Source organism: Mitsuaria sp. 7 (assembly GCF_001653795.1).
Lineage (GTDB): Bacteria > Pseudomonadota > Gammaproteobacteria > Burkholderiales > Burkholderiaceae_C > Roseateles.
Window position 1 is genome coordinate 4,888,716 of sequence record NZ_CP011514.1, and the last position, 17,498, is coordinate 4,906,213.

Here is a 17,498-nt window from a genome sequence, read left to right on the forward strand (position 1 = left end):
TTTACACTCCCGGCCCAAGAGGGAGAGAAGAGGATGTCGAACCAATCCGTCGGCCTGGCGCCCCGCGCGCTGGCCATGGTCATCGACGGCGTTTTGATGATCGCCGCGAGCACCTTGTTGATGTGGGCCGTGTACGGCGACCCGGTGTCGAAGTGGAACGATCTGCGGCCCGGCACCATTGCCATCAACTGGCTGCTGCCACTGATCGTCTGCGTCGTGTTCTGGAGCTGGCAGGGCGCCACGCCCGGCAAGCTCGTCGCCGGCCTCAAGGTCGTGGACGCCCGCACCGGCGAGCGCCCGACCCCCGTGCAGGCCGTGATCCGCTGGATCGGTTATCTGCTCTCGACGATTCCGCTGTTCGCGGGCTTCCTGTGGGCGCGCGTCGACGCCGAGGGTCGCACTTGGCATGACCGCCTGTCCCGCACCGCCGTCGAGCGCAGCCGGCCCGCGCCGGCCAACGGCGAGGGGCTGCTCATCGGCTACATCGCCAGCCACTGGCGCGGTGAGCAGAGCCTCGCCCAGAGCTTCTGGATCAACCACGTCCTGCTGACCTGGCCCCTGGCCGCCGGCGTGCAAGGTCTGGTCGCCTGGCTCGCCACCAAGAGCGACGGCCTGCAGGGCGTCGCGATCGCACTGCTGATCGTCTGGCCGCTGCTCATCATCGTCGAGATCTGGAGCGCCGTCGGCACCTGGCGCTCGGTGCGCGGTTACGTGGACGCCGGCGGGTCCTACCTGATCTCGGGCTTCGCCCGCCTGTCGCTGCTGGGCTCGTTCCTGCAGATCGCGTTCTCGCTGGCGCTCGGCGTGTTCGGGGAACTCCCCGAGCTGTGGAAGCTCGCCCGGGGCATCGACCCGATCGGCAACGTGCAACTCGTCGTCAGTGCCGACGGCCGCACGATGAAGCTCAATGGCCCCATCGGCGCCGGCGACGCGGGCCGGCTCGGCTCGCTGCTCGAAGCCTCCCCGGCCGTGCGCCTGCTGGAGGTCGCCTCGCCCGGCGGACGCGTGACCGAAGCCGAACGCATGGTCCAGCTGCTCCGCCAGCGCGGCGTCGGCACGCGCGCCACCGGCAATTGCGAGAGCGCCTGCACGCTGGTCTTCCTGGCGGGCAACAGGCGCCAGCTGATGCCGGGCGCCCAGCTCGGCTTCCACCGCGCCACCAGCGGCTCCTTCAATCCGGCCTTCGACGAGATCGCCAACCAGGAGCTTGCACGCACGTACCGCCGCATGGAGCTGCCGGAGGAATTCATCCAGAAGACGCTCAGCACGCCGGCGCGCACCATGTGGTATCCGCCAGCCGTCGACCTGGTGCGTCACTCGCTGATCCAGCCGCCGCCCAAGACGCTGGACGTCGCCCTGCCCGACGGCGACAAGCCCGGAGAGTTCGCGCCGCTGAGCGAGTACGTCAACGCGCTGCGCGCGAGCGACGCGTGGTTCCGGCTCGACCAGCGCTTCCCCGGTTTGATCGACGACGCGGCGGGCCGCATGCGCGCGGCCCATGTGGGGCTGGCCGGCTCGGAACATGCCGTCGACGGCGCGCAGATCGCGGCCCAGGGCGCGCTCGCCCCCAACGTGCGCGAGATGCTGCTCACCGGCTCGCGCGACCTGCGCCGCCGCTACCTGCAGGTGCTGCGCGCGCAGCTGACCGCCGCGCAGGCGCTGGGCGCCGAGACCTGCCAGTCCTGGCTGTCGGGATCGCCGGTGCCGCGCCGGCTGCTACCGGAAGATGCCATGGCGCTGGAGGCCCTCTGGCTCACCGACGCCGCCGGCGAGGCGCTCCCCACGCGCGCCCGCACGTCGCAGGCGACGCCGCTGGAACTCGAGGTGGTGAGCCGGACCGTCGGCGCCACTGCGGCGGGCGCGTTCTCCAAGCTGTGGACCGAAGGCACGGCAGGGTCCGCGCCCATCACGTGCGAGCGTGCCGGACAGGTGCTCGATCACATCCAGCGTCGCACCGTCGGCGCGCCGCGTGAGCTGGCGGAGCGGGTGGTGTTCCAGAACGCGCGCTGAGGCGGCAGCCGCGCGCGGCCACCACGTCACACCACGAAGAAGGCCCTCGTCAGAGGGCCTTTCCGTTTCCGGGGATACGAGGGGGAATGCGACGCAGCGGTCCGCGCCGCCGGTCAGTCTTCTTCGCCGAGGCCGGCCGCCGTCTTCGCGCGGATACGCGCGTGGTGGTAGGCCCCTTGCGGGATGTGCAGCAGATCGGCGATGCGCCACATCGTGTGGCGCTCGATGTCGCCGAGCTTGCCGTCGGCATAGGCCACGCCCCACATCAGTTCGATCAGGCGCAGCTTCGCGGACATGTCCCAGCGCTCGTCGACCGGCGAGGTGAAGGCGAACAGGTCGGATGCGGTGCGGGCGGTGCGCTCGGCCTGCGCGGTCAGCGCGTCGGCTTCATCGTCCGGCAGCGCGAACAGCGCCGTCAGCGCCTTGCGCACCGCGGCGCGCTCGACGCCGGAGAAATCGGCGTCCGAGCGCATCACCTCGACCAGCAGCACCGCGGCCGCCAGCGGCAGCGACGGCGCGACGACCCGCGAGCCGCCGAACGCGTCGTCCGGCACCAGCGTGTCGAAGAGATCGGTGAGCGACTTGAACATGCCTCGATGGTGGCATGTGGCGAGGGCCAGGGCTTATGCCGTGCTTAAGCCGCTGGCCCTCACCCCTCACCCCTGCCCTCTCCCGCAAGCGGGAGAGGGAGAAGCGCGGATCACCGCACCTTGCCGTCCTTCCACGCATTCAGCAGCTTCTCGTAGGCGATCGTCTCGCCCTTGGGCTTCTCGTTGGCCAGCTTGGCCCACGGCGCACCCTTGTCGGACAGCCACTTCTTCGGGTCTTCCTTCTTGTTGAGCTTGGGCGCGCACTTGGCCATGCCCGCGCGCTCCAGACGCGCCATGACCGCGTCCATCTCGTCCGCCAGCGTGTCCATCGCGGCCTGCGGCGTCTTCTCGCCGGTCACCGCCTGGGCCACGTTCTTCCACCACAGCTGCGCCAGCTTCGGATAGTCCGGCACGTTGGTGCCCGTCGGCGTCCACGCCACGCGCGCCGGCGAGCGGTAGAACTCGATCAGGCCGCCGTACTTGTTGGCGTTCTTGGTGAAGTAGTCGCTGCGGATGTCGCTGTCGCGGATGAAGGTCAGACCCTGGATGCTCTTCTTCAGGCTCACCGACTTCGCCGTCACGAACTGCGCGTACAGCCACGCTGCCGCGGTGCGGTTGGCGTCATGCCCGCTGAAGAAGGTCCAGCTGCCCACGTCCTGGTAGCCGTTCTGCATGCCGTCCTTCCAGTACGGGCCGTTCGGTCCGGGCGCCATGCGCCACTTCGGCGTGCCGTCGGCGTTCACCACCGGCAGACCCGGCTTGACCATGTCCGCCGTGAAGGCCGTGTACCAGAAGATCTGCTGCGCGATCTGACCCTGCGCCGGCACCGGACCCGATTCCCCGAAGGTCATCCCGGTGGCTTCCTTGGGCGCGTACTTCTTCATCCAGTCGACGTACTTGGTCAGTGCGTAGACCGCCGCCGGCGAGTTGGTCGCACCGCCGCGCGCCACCGAGGCGCCCACCGGCGTGCATTTGTCGTCGGCGACGCGGATGCCCCACTCGTCGACCGGCATGCCGTTGGGGATGCCCTTGTCCGCCGCGCCGGCCATCGACAGCCACGCGTCGGTGAAGCGCCAGCCCAGCGACGGGTCCTTCTTGCCGTAGTCCATGTGACCGTAGATCGGCTTGCCGTCCAGCGTCTTCACGTCGTTCGAGAAGAACGCGGCGATGTCCTCGTACGCGCTCCAGTTCAGCGGCACGCCCAGGTCGTAGCCGTACTTGGCCTTGAACTTGTCCTGCAGGTCCTTGCGCGCGAACAGGTCGGCGCGGAACCAGTACAGGTTGGCGAACTGCTGGTCGGGCAGCTGGTAGAGCTTGCCGTCCGGCGCCGTGGTGAAGCTGGTGCCGATGAAGTCCTTCAGGTCCAGGCCCGGATTGGTCCACTCCTTGCCCGCGCCGGTCATGTAGTCGGAGAGATTCATGATCTTCCCGTACCGGTAGTGCGTGCCGATCAGGTCGGAGTCGGAGATCCAGCCGTCGTAGATGCTCTTGCCCGACTGCATCGAGGTCTGCAGCTTCTCGACGACGTCGCCTTCCTGGATCAAGTCGTGCTTGACCGTGATGCCGGTGATCTCGGCGAAGGCCTTGGCCAGCACCTTGCTCTCGTACTCGTGCGTGGTCAGGGTCTCGGACACCACCGAGATCTCCTTCACGCCCTTGGCCTGGAGCTTCTTGGCCGCCTCGATGAACCACTTCATCTCAGCCGTCTGCTTGTCCTTGGACAGCGTCGACGGCTGGAATTCGCTGTCGATCCACTTCTTCGCCTCGGCCTCGCCCGCCCATGCGGCGTTCGCTCCCAACGCCAGCAATGCGGCCACGGCCAGCGCTGAATACTTGCTCTTGTTCACGCTTGTCTCCTGTGTCTGTCGAATCTCCCCCTGCTTGAGGACGAATCGCGGCTCCGGGGGAACGGGAAAGCCGAATTCCTTGAAGCTTCAACTACTCGATCAACGGCATCACCGCCGCTCAACCCTTGCGCAGGATCAGTCCCAGCACCAGCATCGATGCGACGAAGCTGAACCAGACGCTGGGCTCGGCTTCCAGCTGGAACCATTCCATCATCTTCGCGCCCAGGCCGACGAAGGCCAGGTTGATGTACGCGGCCGTCAGCAGGCCGATGAACAGCCGGTCGCCGCGCGTCGTGCGCATCGGCAGCCAGCCCTTGCGCAGCGTCGTCGGCGACTTGATCTCCCACACCGTCATGCCGACCAGCATCAGCACCACGCAGCTGAAGAAGACGGCCACCGGCGTGGTCCACACCATCCAATCGAACATCGTGGACCTCCTTTAGACGCGACCCATCGCAAAGCCTTTTGCGATGTAGTGACGGACAAACCAGATGACGATCGCGCCCGGCACGATGGTCAGCGTACCGGCGGCGGCCAGCGTCGCCCAGTCCATGCCGGAGGCGCTGACGGTACGCGTCATCGTCGCGACGATGGGCTTGGCGTTGACGCTGGTCAGCGTGCGCGCCAGCAGCAGCTCCACCCAGCTGAACATGAAGCAGAAGAACGCCGCCACGCCCACGCCCGCCTTGATGAGCGGCAGGAACACGGTCAGGAAGAAGCGCGGGAACGAGTAGCCGTCGATATAGGCGGTCTCGTCGATCTCGCGCGGGATGCCGCTCATGAAGCCTTCCAGGATCCACACCGCCAACGGCACGTTGAACAGCAGATGTGCCAGCGCCACCGCGATGTGCGTGTCCATCAGCCCCAGCGTCGTGTAGAGCTGGAAGAAGGGCAGCAGGAACACCGCCGGCGGCGTCATGCGGTTGGTCAGCAGCCAGAAGAACACGTGCTTGTCGCCGAGGAAGGAATAGCGGCTGAACGCATACGCGGCCGGCAGCGCCACGGCGACCGAGATCACCATGTTGATGCCGACGTAGATCAGGCTGTTGATGTAGCCGCTGTACCAGGACGGGTCGGTGAAGATGGTCTTGTAGCTGGCCAGCGAGAAGTGCTGCGGCCAGAGGCTGAAGCTGGAGAGGATCTCCTCGTTGGTCTTGAAGCTCATGTTGACCATCCAGTAGATGGGCAGCAGCGCGAAGAGCAGGTACGCGATCAGGAAGATCGTGCGCTTGCGGAAACGACGTTCATCCATGAGCGCTCTCCGTCTTGTCTTGAGTGCCCAGCGATTGCATCCAGTTGTAGAGGATGAAGCAGAGCAGCAGGATGATCAGGAAGTAGATCAGCGAGAACGCCGCCGCCGGGCCGAGATCGAACTGGCCGACCGCCTTCTGCGTCAGGTACTGGCTGAGGAAGGTGGTCGCGTTGCCGGGACCGCCGCCGGTGAGGACGAAGGGCTCGGTGTAGATCATGAAGCTGTCCATGAAGCGCAGCAGCACCGCGATCATCAGCACGCCCCGCATCTTGGGCAGCTGGATGTAGCGGAACACGGCGAACTTGCTGGCGCCGTCGATGCGCGCCGCCTGGTAGTAGGCATCGGGGATGGAGCGCAGTCCGGCGAAGCACAGCAGCGCCACCAGCGGCGTCCAGTGCCACACGTCCATGATGAGCACGGTGACCCACGCGTCGGTCGCGTCGCCGGTGTAGTTGTAGTCGACGCCCAGCGCCTGGAGCGAGGCGCCGAGCAGCCCGATGTCCGCGCGGCCGTAGATCTGCCAGATCGTGCCGACGACGTTCCAGGGAATCAGCAGCGACAGCGCCACGATCACCAGCACCAGCGACGAACGCCAGCCCTGCGCCGGCATCGACAGCGCCAGGCAGATGCCCAGCGGGATCTCGACCAGCAGCACCGCCAGCGAGAAGCCGAGCTGCCGCAGCAGCGCGCCGTGGAGCTCCTCGTCGCGCATCACCGCGGCGAACCACTCGGTGCCGACGAAGACGCGCCGCTCCGGCGAGATGATGTCCTGCACCGAGTAGTTCACCACCGTCATCAACGGCAGGATGGCCGAGAAGGCCACGCAGATGAACACGGGCAGGACGAGGAACCAGGCCTTCTGGTTGATCGGTTTCATGCGAGGCCCTCCGTGGTCGCCGCGATCAATCGCTCGTCGGCGCCGTAGAAGCAGGTGTGGGGATTGAGCACGCGCAGCGCCACGGTGGCGCCGGCGTCGGGCGGCTGCGCATGGGCGGACAGCCGCGCCTTCAGCGTGTGCGGGCCGACCTTCGCGGTGAGCAGCCAGTAGGTGCCGATGTCCTGGACCTGGCTGACCACGCCGGTGATCGTGCCGGGCAGCGCGGGGACGCCGTCGCTCACGTCGTCGACCTCCACGTACTCGGGCCGGATGCCCACCATGAACGGCTCCGCGCGCGACAGCGCCGCGCCGGAATCCGGCGGCACCGAGCCGGCGACCGGCTGGCCCGCGACGCTCAGACCCCCGCCGTCCTCCAGCGCCGCCGGCAGGAAGTTCATGCCCGGCGAGCCGATGAAGTGGCCGACGAAGCGGTGGCTGGGGCGCTCGAACAGCTCGCCCGCCGAGCCGACCTGCACCGCGCGGCCGCGCGTCATGACGACGATCTGGTCCGCGAAGGTCAGCGCCTCGACCTGGTCGTGGGTGACGTAGATCAGCGTGAGCTTGAGCTCGTTGTGGATCTGCTTGAGCTTGCGGCGCAGCTGCCACTTGAGGTGAGGATCGATGACGGTCAGCGGCTCGTCGAAGAGCACCGCCGAGACGTCCTCGCGCACCAGTCCGCGGCCCAGCGAGATCTTCTGCTTCGCATCGGCGGACAGGCCCGAGGCGCGCTGGTTCAGCTGGCCGTTGAGTTCCAGCATCTCGGCGATCTTGCCGACGCGCGCCTTGATCTTGTCCGCCGCCACGCCGCGGTTGCGCAGCGGGAAGGCGAGGTTCTCGGCCACCGTCATCGTGTCGTAGATGACGGGGAACTGGAAGACCTGCGCGATGTTGCGCTGCTGCGGCGTCAGCGCGGTCACGTCGCGGCCGTCGAAGCGCACGCTGCCCTGCGAGGGCCGCAGCAGTCCGGAGACGATGTTCAGCAGCGTCGTCTTGCCGCAGCCCGACGGGCCGAGCAGCGCGTAGGCGCCGCCGTCCTCGAAGCTCATCTTCAGCGGCAGCAGCGCGTAGTCGCTGTCCTCCTTCGGATCGGGACGGTACGCGTGGGCGAGGTCCAGGTCGATGCGGGCCATCAGCGGGCTCCCCGGCGCTCGGGGGCGCGTGTCAGCAGGCCGGCCGCGTCGAAGACGTGGACGTGGGCGGCGTTGAGGTACAGCGTCAGCGGGGCGCCGAGCTCGAAGTCGTGCACGCCGGTCAGCTGCGCGACCAGCTCGCCGATCTGCGTGCGCGCGTGGACGAAGGTGTCGGAGCCGGAGATCTCGGCCAGCTCGACCTCGCCCTGGATCGCGATGTCGCCGGGTCGCTGCGTGACGTGCAGCGCGCTGGCGCGCACGCCCACCGTCACGCCGCCCTGCCCCGGCAGCGCCAGGTCGAGCCCGGGCCGCAACTGCAGCCGGTCGCCCATGCCTTGCGCGATGAGCAGGTTCATCGGCGGATCGCTGAAGGCGCGCGCGACGCGCAGCGACGCGGGACGATGGAAGACTTCGGCGGTCGGGCCGTACTGCAGCAGCTCGCCGGCATCCATCACCGCGGTGTAGCCGCCGAGCTGGAGCGCCTCGGCCGGCTCGGTGGTCGCGTAGACCACGGTCGATTCACCGGCGGCGAAGAGCTGTCCGAGTTCCTCGCGCAGTTCCTCGCGCAGCTTGTAGTCGAGGTTCACCAGCGGCTCGTCGAGCAACATCAGCGGCGCCTGCTTGGCCAGCGCACGAGCGAGCGCGACGCGCTGCTGCTGGCCGCCGGACAGCTGCGCGGGGAGCTTGTCGAGGTGCATCTCGATGTGGAGCTTGTCGGCGAGCGCATCGACCCGCTTGCGGATGGCGTCGCGGTCGAGCTTGCCGCGCAGCTTCAGCGGCGACGCGATGTTGTCGCGCACGCTCATCGACGGGTAGTTGATGAACTGCTGGTAGACCATCGCGACGTCGCGCTTGCGCACCGGCCAGCCGGTGACGTCCGTGCCGTCGACCGTCACCGTGCCGTCGCTGGGCTTGTCCAGGCCCGCCATCAGGCGCATCAGCGTGGTCTTGCCGGCCTGCGTCGCACCCAGCAGCACGGTGACCGCGTTCGGCACCAGCCGCAGGTCCATCGGGTACAGGTGCTGCTGCGCGCCGACCTTGTGGCTCACGCCGCGCAAGGTCAGCTCCATGATGTCGGCTCCATCGATGTGTCTCTTCGCATGTCGTTCTTCTGGATCAGTCTCTGGATCGGATTCCGGACCGGCGCCCGCGCCGGGGTCAGGTCATGCCGCGGCGGCCGACGGCTTGGCCCAGAGGTGCTCGCGCTCGGCGAACCACTGGACCACCGCCATCCGCTGCGCCTCGGTGTAATGCAGTCCCAGCTTGGAACGGCGCCACAGCACGTCGTCGGCCGCGCGGGCCCATTCCTCGCGGACCAGATATTCGAGTTCCGCCTGGTGCAGCCCAGGGGCAATCTCCGGGCCAAGGTCGTCGAGCCGCTCCGCGCCGCCGAGCACGCGTCCGAGGCGCGCGCCGTAGGCCCGCGCGAGGCGCCTTGCGAGCGAGGGCGGCAGCCACGGGTGACGCTGGCCGACCGCGGACAGCAGGCGCTGGAAATCGGTGTCAGGCCGCTGCGGCGCGCCGATCCACTCGCGCAGATCGCCACCGGGCAGATGCGCATGCTCGGTCCAGGCGCGGCGACGATCGCCGAGCAGGTCGCCCAGCAGATCGGCCGCATCCTCGGCCAGCTTGCGGAAGGTCGTGATCTTGCCGCCCCAGACGCTCAGCAGCGGCGCGCCGCCGTCGGCATGGGTCTCGAGCAGGTAGTCGCGCGTCACCGCCGAGGGATCGCCGGACGCGTCGTCCAGCAGCGGCCGCACGCCGGCGTAGGTCCACACCACGTCCGACGCGACCACCGGCTCGCGGAAGTAGCGGCTGGCCTGCTCGCAGAGGTAGGCGATCTCGCGCTCGTCGATGCGCGCCTTGCCGAAACCGGCCAGCGCATCCGGTGCCAGCTCCACGTCGGTCGTGCCGATCAGCGTGAAGTCGTCTTCGTACGGGATGGCGAAGATGATCCGCTTGTCCGGGTTCTGGAAGATGTAGGCGTGGTCGTGCTGGAAACGCTTGTGCACGATGATGTGGCTGCCCTTGACCAGGCGCAGGCTCTTCGTGGCGAGCGCCTCGCCGCGGGCGGGCGCGGCGACCTCGCGCAGGAAGCCTTCGGCCCAGGGGCCGGCCGCGTTGACCAGCGCGCGCGCCTTCAGCGTGCGGTCGCCGTCGGCGCAGCGCAGTGTCGCGGTCCAGTGGTCCGCATGCCGCTTCGCCGCCGTGACCGTCGTGCGGGTGTGCAGCGCCGCGCCGTGCTCGCGCGCATCGAGCGCGTTCAGCAGCACCAGCCGCGCGTCGTCGACCCAGCCGTCGGAGTAGACGAAGCCCTTCGTGTACTCGGCTTTCAGCGGCTCGCCGTAGGGGGAGCGGCGCAGGTCCACGCCCTCGGAGGCGGGCAGCACCTCGCGCCGCGCCAGGTGGTCGTAGAGGAACAGGCCGATGCGGATCATCCAGGCCGGGCGCATCGCCGCGTCGTGCGGCATCACGAAGCGCAGCGGCCACATGATGTGCGGGGCGCTGCGCAGCAGGACCTCGCGCTCCTGCAGCGCCTTGCGCACGAGCGAGAACTCGTAGTACTCGAGGTAGCGCAGCCCGCCATGGATCAGCTTGGTCGAGGACGACGAGGTGTGCGCCGCGAAATCCGAGGCTTCCGCCAGCACGACCTTCCAGCCGCGGCCCGCCAGGTCGCGCGCGATGCCCGCGCCGTTGATGCCGCCGCCGACGACGAGCACGTCGCATTCACCCTCCGCGCTGCCAGGGCCGCCCGCACCGGACGCGTCGCGCGCGCCGGCGGCGCCTGCATCGAGAGAGGCGCGGTCGGCGGAGATCGGTTCGGGAATCGAGGCAGCGGTCGAGGCGGCGGTCAAGGTGTCTCCTTGGATCGAATTGGCCGGACAGTCAAACGGCCACCCTGCGATGGCCGTTGGAAAGTTCGCAATTCTGTTCTTCTTTTTTCTTTTTAGCGCGAATATGCGCGTTTCGACTGAGGGTTAACCCGGTCAATTGTTCGTTTCGGTTCCTTTAGCCTGCGCGCCATGAATCCGAACCCTCGCCAGAACAATCTGCTGCAGGAGGTGCGCGCCCATGGATCGGTGAGCGTGGAATCGCTCGCCGAGAAATTCGGCGTGACGCTGCAGACGGTGCGCCGGGACGTGCAGCGCCTGGCCGAAGCCGGCCTGGTGCAGCGCTTCCACGGCGGTGTGCGCGTGCCCTCGTCGACCACCGAGAACATCGCCTACCGCCAGCGCCAGGCCATGCAAGCCGACGGCAAGGCGCGCATCGCGCGCGCCATCGCGGCGCGCATCCCCAACGGCTGCTCGCTGATCCTGAACCTCGGCACGACGACCGAGGCGGTGGCGCATGCGCTGCTGCGTCACAAGGGCCTGCGGGTGATCACGAACAACCTGAACGTCGCGATGATCCTGAGCGACAACCCGGACTGCGAGCTGGTGATGGTCGGCGGATCGGTGCGGCACCGCGACCGCGGCATCGTCGGCGAGGCGGCGGTCGACTTCATCCGCCAGTTCAAGGTGGACATCGGCCTGATCGGCATCTCGGGGATCGAGTCCGACGGCAGCCTGCGCGACTTCGACTACCGCGAGGTGATGGTGGCGCGGACCATCGTCGAGCACTCCCGCGAGGTGTGGGTCGCGGCGGACGCGACCAAATTCAACCGGCCCGCGATGGCCGAGGTCGCCCGATTGCCGCAGATCGACGCGCTGTTCACCGACGAGCCGCCGCCGGAGCCCTTCCCCGCGTTGATGGCCGACGCCGGCGTGGAGCTCGTGGTCGCGCCGTAGCATCGCGACAGGGTTCGCTCAAGAAGCAGTTCAAGAACACAACGAACGAGACAAGCCATGACCTACCTGCTCGCCCTGGACCAGGGCACCTCGAGTTCGCGCGCGATCGTCTTCGACGCGCAGGGACGCATCGTCGCGATGGCGCAGCGCGAGTTCCGCCAGATCTATCCGCAGCCCGGCTGGGTCGAGCACGATGCCGATGAAATCTGGGAAACGCAGCTCTCCGTCGCGCGCGAGGTGCTGACGAAGGCGTCGCTGAAGGCCTCCGACGTGAAGGCGCTGGGCATCACCAACCAGCGCGAGACCACGCTGGTGTGGAACCGCAAGACCGGCCGGCCCATCCACCACGCGATCGTCTGGCAGGACCGCCGCGCCGAGCCGCAATGCGCCGCGCTGCGCGAGCAGGGTCACGGCCCGCGCATCCAGGAGAAGACGGGCCTGGTCGTCGACGCGTATTTCTCGGGGACCAAGCTGCAGTGGATCCTCGACAACGTCAGCGGTGCGCGCGACGCGGCCGAGCGCGGCGAGCTCGCCTTCGGCACGGTCGACAGCTGGCTGATCTGGAAGCTCACGAACGGCGAGGTGCACGTCACCGACGTCAGCAACGCCTCGCGGACGATGCTGTTCAACGTGCGCGAGAACCAGTGGGACGAAGAGCTGCTCGCGTTGCTGCGCATTCCGAAGTCGCTGCTGCCCGAGGTGAAGCCGTCGGCGTCCGAGTTCGGGCGCGTGGCCCCGGAGCATCTCGGCACGGCGCTGATGATCGGCGGCATCGGCGGCGATCAGCAGAGCGCGCTGTTCGGCCAGGCCTGCTTCGAAGCCGGCATGGCGAAGAACACCTACGGCACCGGCTGCTTCATGCTGATGCACACGGGGCCGCGTTTCCAGACGAGCGCGAACGGGCTGATCACGACGAGCGCCGCGCAGATCGATGCGACGCCGCAATACGCGCTGGAAGGCAGCGTCTTCATCGGCGGCGCGGTGGTGCAGTGGTTGCGCGACGGGCTGAATGCGATCAAGGGCAGCGGCGAGGTGCAAGGCCTCGCGGAGAGCGTGCCCGACGCGGGCGGCGTGATGTTCGTGCCGGCCTTCACCGGCCTCGGCGCGCCGTACTGGGACGCGGAAGCACGCGGTGCCATCGTGGGTCTGACGCGGGGCTCGACCGTGGCGCACATCGCGCGCGCGGCGTTGGAGAGCATCGCGTTCCAGAGCGCGGCGCTGCTGCAGGCGATGAGCCGCGACGCGGTGGCGGCCGGTGGCGCGCCGGTCAGCGAGCTGCGCGTCGACGGCGGCGCCTGCGTGAACGACCTGCTGATGCAGTTCCAGGCGGACCTGCTGGGCATCCCGGTCGTTCGTCCGAAGGTGATCGAGACGACGGCGCTCGGCGCGGCCTACCTCGCCGGCCTCACGGCAGGCGTTTACGGCAACCTCGGCGACATCGGCCGCAACTGGCACACGGAACGCACCTTCCGCCCGACCATGTCGCGCGACCGCGCCGAGACGCTCATGGCGCAGTGGGAACGCGCGGTGAGGCAAGCCTCGGCGCGCTGACCGGATCCCTCTTCGGAGGGCCCCATTCAGAGGGTCAGGTCTTCACCCCTCAATGACAAGTTTGAGGAAGTGCCAAGCAGGATCGGTCTGCCTAGAGTTGCGAGCTTCTGTTCCATTGAAGGAGAAGCTTCATGTCTGCACTGGATACCCTGGTCAAGGTTGGCACGTACGAAGAAGGGCAGGTGCTCAACATTCCCGACGCCGTCCGGGACGAACTCCGCTTGAATCCGGGAGACCGGGTGGAGTTCCTCAGGCTCGCGCCGCACGAGTATCTGATCTATTCGAAGGAGCACCCCCTCAGCCTGGAGGGAATGATCGGCAAGCCGAAACGCAAGGTAACGATCAAGGACATGAACCGGGCAATTCGTGCCCGGGGAGGTCATGTCGGATGAAGGGCATCGATACAAACATCCTCGTTCGCCACTTCGCGAACCAGGATGACCCGCAGACTGCGGTTGCCCGGCGCTTCTTGGGTTCTCTCACTCCGGAAGATCCCGGCTATGTCTCCACCGTAGCGCTGATGGAGCTGTGGTGGGTCCTCAGCAAGACCTACGAAATGGAAAGGGCCGGCCTCATCCGCACCGTTGGACGGATGCTTGCGGACCCTCGCCTACGCGTCGAACATGAGTTCGAGGTCGCCGACGCGGTGGATCGATTTGTCATGGGAACGGCTGACTTCCAGGACTACCTGCTTGAGCGTCGCTGTTCAGGCGAAGGCTGCGCCCGAACGATGACTTTCGATCATGGCGCAGCCAAGTCAGCGGGGATGACGCTGGTCGATCAGATCCCCAGCGATTCGCCGGCCCCCAGCAGCGTCAGCACCCCCAGCACCGCAAAGATGATCGCCGCGATCCCGTGAACCAGCCGCACCGGCATCTTGTGCGCGAGCTTGTCGCCGACGAAGACTGCCGGCACGTTGGCGATCATCATCCCGAAGGTCGTGCCCGCGACCACCGGCCACAGGTCGTTGAAGCGCGCCGCGAGCGCCACCGTCGCGATCTGCGTCTTGTCGCCCATCTCCGCCAGGAAGAAGGCCACGATCGTCGTACCCAGCACGCCCAGGCGGAACTTGCCGCCCGTCTCCTCTTCATCGATCTTGTCGGGGATCAGCGTCCACGCGGCCATCGCGATGAAGCCCACGCCCAGCACCCAGCGCAGCGTCTGCGGTGACACCTGCGTCGTGATCCAGCTGCCGACGGCACCGGCACATGCGTGATTGACCAGCGTCGCGATCAGGATGCCCAGCACGATCGGTCCCGGCTTGCGGAAGCGCGCCGCCAGGATGAAGGCCAGCAATTGGGTCTTGTCGCCGATTTCGGCGAGGGCCACGAGGCCGGTGGAGATGAAGAAGGCTTCCATGAAAGACTCAGCGGCCGAGACATACCAATGACCATGTCGCCGCCGGCCGCAAAAGTCCGGGGACATGGTCAAAGGTCTCGCCAGGCTGGGAACCCGTGGGTTCCTGGCTACCTCGCGCCATGAGCCAAAGCTCAAGTCTGTTGACGCGGGTCTGCTGAATCGGCCCGTCAGGCGACGGGCGGGGTGCAGCGGCTACTCCCCAATGACAGCCTTCATTGTAGTCGCAGTCAGTCCCGGCCACGCGCGCTGCACCGGCTCCGGCGGGCCGGCATCGCCCAGCAGCAGCAGATGTGTGCGGGTATCGCGCCAGCTGGACGCCATCAACAGCTGCAGCACCGGCGCACTCACCGCGCGCACGCGCTGCGGCCACTGCACGCAGTCGTCGAGCTCCCCCACCGCCAGCGCCAGTGCCAGCAGTGCGTCCGGCGCTTCGGCAAGCTGGAACTCGCAGTCCCCCTGCGCCAGCGCCTGCGCGAGCGCCAGATCCTCCGGCGTCACCGCCTCGGCCGCGAGCAGCGGCAACTGCTCGCGCAACAACGCGAGCTGGTCCGGCACCGCCGACACCGGCAACGTCACGCTCAAGCGCCAGCACAGCGCGCCGCCCAGCGATTCCATCTCGCTCTCCCACGGCCACGGCAGCCGCGCCGCGAGCCGTTGATGCATCAGCGTGCGCGCCAACTCGCGCAAGGCGGGCGGCGTGCCACGAGGCACCGGCGTCTGCACGATCAGCCGGCAGCCCTGGCCTTGCGACAGCGGCAGGAACTGCGCGGTCGCCGACGTGGGTGCGGCGGCGGGGAGCGACACCGCCGGCGTCGCACCGGTCGGTGGCACCTTCGCCACGCGCCATCCCCCCATGAAGTCTTCGGCCAACCCGCGCGCCGTCTGCAAGCTCAGATCGCCCGCGAACAGCAGCACCGCGCGTTCCGGCCGCCAGTACTGGCGGTGGAAGGCCAGCACGTCCTCGCGCTTCAGCCGCTTGAGGCTGGCCGAGGTCTGCACCGGCTGCGCGCGGCCGCGGAACTGCCGTCGCGCCGCCCACGGCGCGAGCAGCAGCGCATCGGCGCGCCGCAGTACCAGCGCATCGATGGCGCGGCTGCGGATGTGCTCCAGCGATTCGAAGGCGAGCAGCGGCCGCTGCGTCAGGTCCGCCAGCAGGTTCACCGCGTCGTCGCACTGATCGGGCAAGGCCTCCAGCACGATCTCCGCCGTCGACGGCGTCAGCTCCAACCGCAGCGGCAGTCCCAGCAGATCGCCCGCATAGGCGATGTCGGCGGATTCCATCTCCTCGCCGTCGCGCTTCGCGCCTTGCGCGAGCATCGACAGCGCCACTTCCGCCAGGCCGTCCTTGCCGGCCGGATCGCGCAGCCAGCCGCCCTCCCCGATCAGCCGGACCGCCGTGCGCGGCGCACCGGGTCGCGGCAGCACCACGACGCGCAAGCCGTTCGCGAGCTTCGTCTGTTCGAGCGGCAGGGGCAGCGGCGCGGGCACTGGCGGCGCCTCGGGCGGGCGATCGAAGCCGTCCTGCGCCAACGCCGGCCAGGCCACCGAACCCGACACGATCGCCGTGCCGAGCATCAGTCCACGTCGGTTCAGATCGACCGTCATGCGGCAACCCCCGCGGCGGCGCCGATGTCCGCCAGCAGCGTCAGCACCGGCGCCTGCACGACCTGCTTGCGCCAGAACTGCTGCACCTCGGCGCTGCTCAGCTTCGTCCACGCCGCCATGTCCTTGGCCGGCGCGCCGACGTCGCCCCGCACCGCCCAGGCGGTGCCGAGCGACCGCGCGAGGCGGTCGGCGGTCCAGTCGCCCGACAGCGTCTGACGCCGCAGCAGCGCCTTGGCCTTGTTGAGTTCCTCGTCGGTCACCGGCTCGTCGGCCAGCCGCAGGACTTCCTGCTGCAGCGCGAGCGCCACGGGCGCGGCGGTCTGACCGTGTGCCGCGAGCGCCTGCGCGACCAGCAGACCCGCGTCGCGATGCGCGTCCAGCCGAAGGCCGAGCTGATGCGCCAACGCCTTCTCGTCCACGAGCGTGTCGGTCAGCCGCCCGGAACGGCCCAGCCCCAGCAGGGCATGCGCGAGTTGCCACGTCGGCATCGACGGATCGTCGGCGCGCGGCACCTGCCAGACCAGCGCCGCGGCCGGCAGCGGCGCCCGCGCGAGCGACAGCTTCAGTGTCTGGCTCTGGGGCCGACGCGACTCGCGCAACTCTCCGGGCTCGGGGACCAAGGCGGTGGCGGAAGTCGACGCGGGCGTGGAGGCGGGCGTGGACGCCGGCAGCATCGGCGGGCGGATCGAGCCGAAGTAATGCATCACCCAGCGCGCGACCGCCGCCTCGTCGAAGGCGCCCGTCATGACGAGCAACGCACGGTCGCAGCCGAACCGGCCGGCGTGGAACGCGCGCACGGCCTCGATGTCCAGGTCCTTGAGCTGCTCCGGATCACCGAGCGCGCCGCGCTGGTACGGATGCGTCAGGTAGCCGCTGCGCTGGACGGCCAGGTCCAGCCGCGCATACGGATTGAGTTGCGGCGCCTGCACCGCCTGGCGCAGCTGCTGCCGCGCGACGGCGAGCGTGTCGGGCTCCAGCCGGGGATTGCTCATGCGTTCGGCCTCGGCCCACAGCACGCGTTCGAGCTGGTGGGCGGGCACGACGGTCTGCAGCGCGGCGAAGTCCTCGTCGATCTCCAGGCCGCTGCGGCCGCCGGCCGACGCGATCAGCCGGTTGAACTGCCCCGGCTCCAGATTGCGGCTGGCGCCGGCGACGAGTCGCAGCACCAGATGCGTCATGCCGCTGCGGCCGGTGGGATCGTCGCGACCGCCGCAGCGGTAGACCACGCGCACTGCCGCCTGCGTGCCCGCGACCGGGCGCGCCAGCCAGAGCAGGCCGTTGGGCAGCCGTTGCGGCTCGGGGGTCGGAGCACTCATGGGCGGCAATCCTAGCTGCCAATCCGCTGTCAGCAGCCGGTCCGCATGATGGACGCGACGTCGTCCTACACGGCGGCCCACCCGAATCGGGGGGCCGCGACCGGACGACGAGGGGCCCGGCTCACGACCAGGCCCCGCCTGCGGGGGACACGCGCCCCCTCGTCATCGTTCTT

16 protein-coding genes and 1 riboswitch are annotated in these 17,498 nt (G+C 68.6%); of the genes, 5 read left to right on the top strand and 11 right to left on the bottom strand.

What is annotated here, in order from left to right; genetic code table 11:
- Positions 1-33: 33 nt before the first annotated feature.
- On the top strand, positions 34-2,010 hold the full coding sequence (locus ABE85_RS21495; protein ID WP_067279456.1) for an RDD family protein: 1,977 nt from the start codon (positions 34-36) through the stop codon (positions 2,008-2,010).
- Between the two features lie 113 nt (positions 2,011-2,123).
- Here the strand turns inward: ABE85_RS21495 and ABE85_RS21500 are convergent, their stop codons facing one another.
- From ABE85_RS21500 to glpD, 8 genes are all read right to left on the bottom strand, one after another.
- Entirely contained in the window at positions 2,124-2,600 is a 477-nt protein-coding gene (locus ABE85_RS21500) for a TerB family tellurite resistance protein (protein WP_067279459.1), read from the bottom strand.
- A gap of 110 nt (positions 2,601-2,710) precedes the next feature.
- The gene (locus ABE85_RS21505; RefSeq protein ID WP_067279460.1) at positions 2,711-4,447 is read right to left on the bottom strand and encodes an ABC transporter substrate-binding protein; all 1,737 of its coding nucleotides are present in this window, start codon (positions 4,445-4,447) and stop codon (positions 2,711-2,713) included.
- Positions 4,448-4,565: 118 nt separating this feature from the next.
- The gene (locus tag ABE85_RS21510) at positions 4,566-4,874 is read right to left on the bottom strand and encodes a DUF2160 domain-containing protein (RefSeq protein ID WP_067279463.1); all 309 of its coding nucleotides are present in this window, start codon (positions 4,872-4,874) and stop codon (positions 4,566-4,568) included.
- Positions 4,875-4,886: 12 nt separating this feature from the next.
- Positions 4,887-5,699 (bottom strand): carbohydrate ABC transporter permease, encoded by an 813-nt coding sequence (locus tag ABE85_RS21515; protein ID WP_067279465.1) that lies wholly within the window; start codon positions 5,697-5,699, stop codon positions 4,887-4,889.
- Positions 5,692-6,576, bottom strand: coding sequence for a carbohydrate ABC transporter permease (locus ABE85_RS21520; protein ID WP_067279467.1), 885 nt, complete (start codon positions 6,574-6,576; stop codon positions 5,692-5,694). The genes ABE85_RS21515 and ABE85_RS21520 overlap by 8 nt, the downstream gene beginning before the upstream one ends.
- Positions 6,573-7,706, bottom strand: coding sequence for an ABC transporter ATP-binding protein (locus tag ABE85_RS21525; protein WP_067279470.1), 1,134 nt, complete (start codon positions 7,704-7,706; stop codon positions 6,573-6,575). Before ABE85_RS21525 ends, ABE85_RS21520 begins: the two co-directional genes overlap by 4 nt.
- A complete protein-coding gene (locus ABE85_RS21530) occupies positions 7,706-8,776 on the bottom strand; it encodes an ABC transporter ATP-binding protein (RefSeq protein WP_067279472.1) in 1,071 nt (356 codons plus the stop codon). Before ABE85_RS21530 ends, ABE85_RS21525 begins: the two co-directional genes overlap by 1 nt.
- Positions 8,777-8,869: 93 nt before the next feature.
- Entirely contained in the window at positions 8,870-10,561 is a 1,692-nt protein-coding gene (gene glpD, locus ABE85_RS21535) for a glycerol-3-phosphate dehydrogenase (protein WP_255362588.1), read from the bottom strand.
- 168 nt (positions 10,562-10,729) lie between these two features.
- On the opposite strand from glpD, the gene ABE85_RS21540 reads away from it, so the two are divergent.
- The 4 genes from ABE85_RS21540 to ABE85_RS28125 all read left to right on the top strand — a co-directional run bounded on the left by ABE85_RS21540 (position 10,730) and on the right by ABE85_RS28125 (position 13,904).
- Positions 10,730-11,494 (top strand): DeoR/GlpR family DNA-binding transcription regulator, encoded by a 765-nt coding sequence (locus tag ABE85_RS21540; protein WP_067279475.1) that lies wholly within the window; start codon positions 10,730-10,732, stop codon positions 11,492-11,494.
- 57 nt (positions 11,495-11,551) lie between these two features.
- Positions 11,552-13,045 (top strand): glycerol kinase GlpK, encoded by a 1,494-nt coding sequence (gene glpK / locus ABE85_RS21545; RefSeq protein WP_067279478.1) that lies wholly within the window; start codon positions 11,552-11,554, stop codon positions 13,043-13,045.
- Between the two features lie 131 nt (positions 13,046-13,176).
- Complete coding sequence (locus tag ABE85_RS28120) at positions 13,177-13,437, top strand: hypothetical protein (RefSeq protein WP_067279481.1); 261 nt, start codon at positions 13,177-13,179, stop codon at positions 13,435-13,437.
- On the top strand, positions 13,434-13,904 hold the full coding sequence (locus ABE85_RS28125; protein WP_067279485.1) for a PIN domain-containing protein: 471 nt from the start codon (positions 13,434-13,436) through the stop codon (positions 13,902-13,904). Before ABE85_RS28120 ends, ABE85_RS28125 begins: the two co-directional genes overlap by 4 nt.
- On the opposite strand, the gene ABE85_RS21560 is transcribed toward ABE85_RS28125, so the two are convergent.
- The 3 genes from ABE85_RS21560 to ABE85_RS21570 form a co-directional block, all read right to left on the bottom strand.
- Entirely contained in the window at positions 13,826-14,404 is a 579-nt protein-coding gene (locus ABE85_RS21560; protein WP_067279489.1) for a TMEM165/GDT1 family protein, read from the bottom strand. The genes ABE85_RS28125 and ABE85_RS21560 overlap by 79 nt on opposite strands.
- A gap of 29 nt (positions 14,405-14,433) precedes the next feature.
- Positions 14,434-14,617, bottom strand: a riboswitch (yybP-ykoY riboswitch).
- Positions 14,597-16,009, bottom strand: a complete 1,413-nt coding sequence (locus ABE85_RS21565) for a pitrilysin family protein (RefSeq protein WP_067279492.1) — start codon at positions 16,007-16,009, stop codon at positions 14,597-14,599. It overlaps the preceding riboswitch by 21 nt.
- On the bottom strand, positions 16,006-17,325 hold the full coding sequence (locus tag ABE85_RS21570; RefSeq protein WP_067279496.1) for a pitrilysin family protein: 1,320 nt from the start codon (positions 17,323-17,325) through the stop codon (positions 16,006-16,008). The genes ABE85_RS21565 and ABE85_RS21570 overlap by 4 nt, the downstream gene beginning before the upstream one ends.
- Positions 17,326-17,498: the final 173 nt, after the last annotated feature.

Coding starts and splice junctions, on each gene's coding strand:
- ABE85_RS21520 (WP_067279467.1), bottom strand. CDS start 6,576: ATGAAACCGATCAACCAGAAGGCCTGGTTCCTCGTCCTGCCCGTGTTC.
- ABE85_RS21515 (WP_067279465.1), bottom strand. CDS start 5,699: ATGGATGAACGTCGTTTCCGCAAGCGCACGATCTTCCTGATCGCGTAC.
- ABE85_RS21500 (WP_067279459.1), bottom strand. CDS start 2,600: ATGTTCAAGTCGCTCACCGATCTCTTCGACACGCTGGTGCCGGACGAC.
- ABE85_RS21565 (WP_067279492.1), bottom strand. CDS start 16,009: ATGACGGTCGATCTGAACCGACGTGGACTGATGCTCGGCACGGCGATC.
- ABE85_RS21570 (WP_067279496.1), bottom strand. CDS start 17,325: ATGAGTGCTCCGACCCCCGAGCCGCAACGGCTGCCCAACGGCCTGCTC.
- ABE85_RS21530 (WP_067279472.1), bottom strand. CDS start 8,776: ATGGAGCTGACCTTGCGCGGCGTGAGCCACAAGGTCGGCGCGCAGCAG.
- ABE85_RS21540 (WP_067279475.1), top strand. CDS start 10,730: ATGAATCCGAACCCTCGCCAGAACAATCTGCTGCAGGAGGTGCGCGCC.
- ABE85_RS21510 (WP_067279463.1), bottom strand. CDS start 4,874: ATGTTCGATTGGATGGTGTGGACCACGCCGGTGGCCGTCTTCTTCAGC.
- ABE85_RS21495 (WP_067279456.1), top strand. CDS start 34: ATGTCGAACCAATCCGTCGGCCTGGCGCCCCGCGCGCTGGCCATGGTC.
- ABE85_RS21525 (WP_067279470.1), bottom strand. CDS start 7,706: ATGGCCCGCATCGACCTGGACCTCGCCCACGCGTACCGTCCCGATCCG.
- glpK (WP_067279478.1), top strand. CDS start 11,552: ATGACCTACCTGCTCGCCCTGGACCAGGGCACCTCGAGTTCGCGCGCG.
- ABE85_RS28120 (WP_067279481.1), top strand. CDS start 13,177: ATGTCTGCACTGGATACCCTGGTCAAGGTTGGCACGTACGAAGAAGGG.
- ABE85_RS28125 (WP_067279485.1), top strand. CDS start 13,434: ATGAAGGGCATCGATACAAACATCCTCGTTCGCCACTTCGCGAACCAG.
- ABE85_RS21560 (WP_067279489.1), bottom strand. CDS start 14,404: ATGGAAGCCTTCTTCATCTCCACCGGCCTCGTGGCCCTCGCCGAAATC.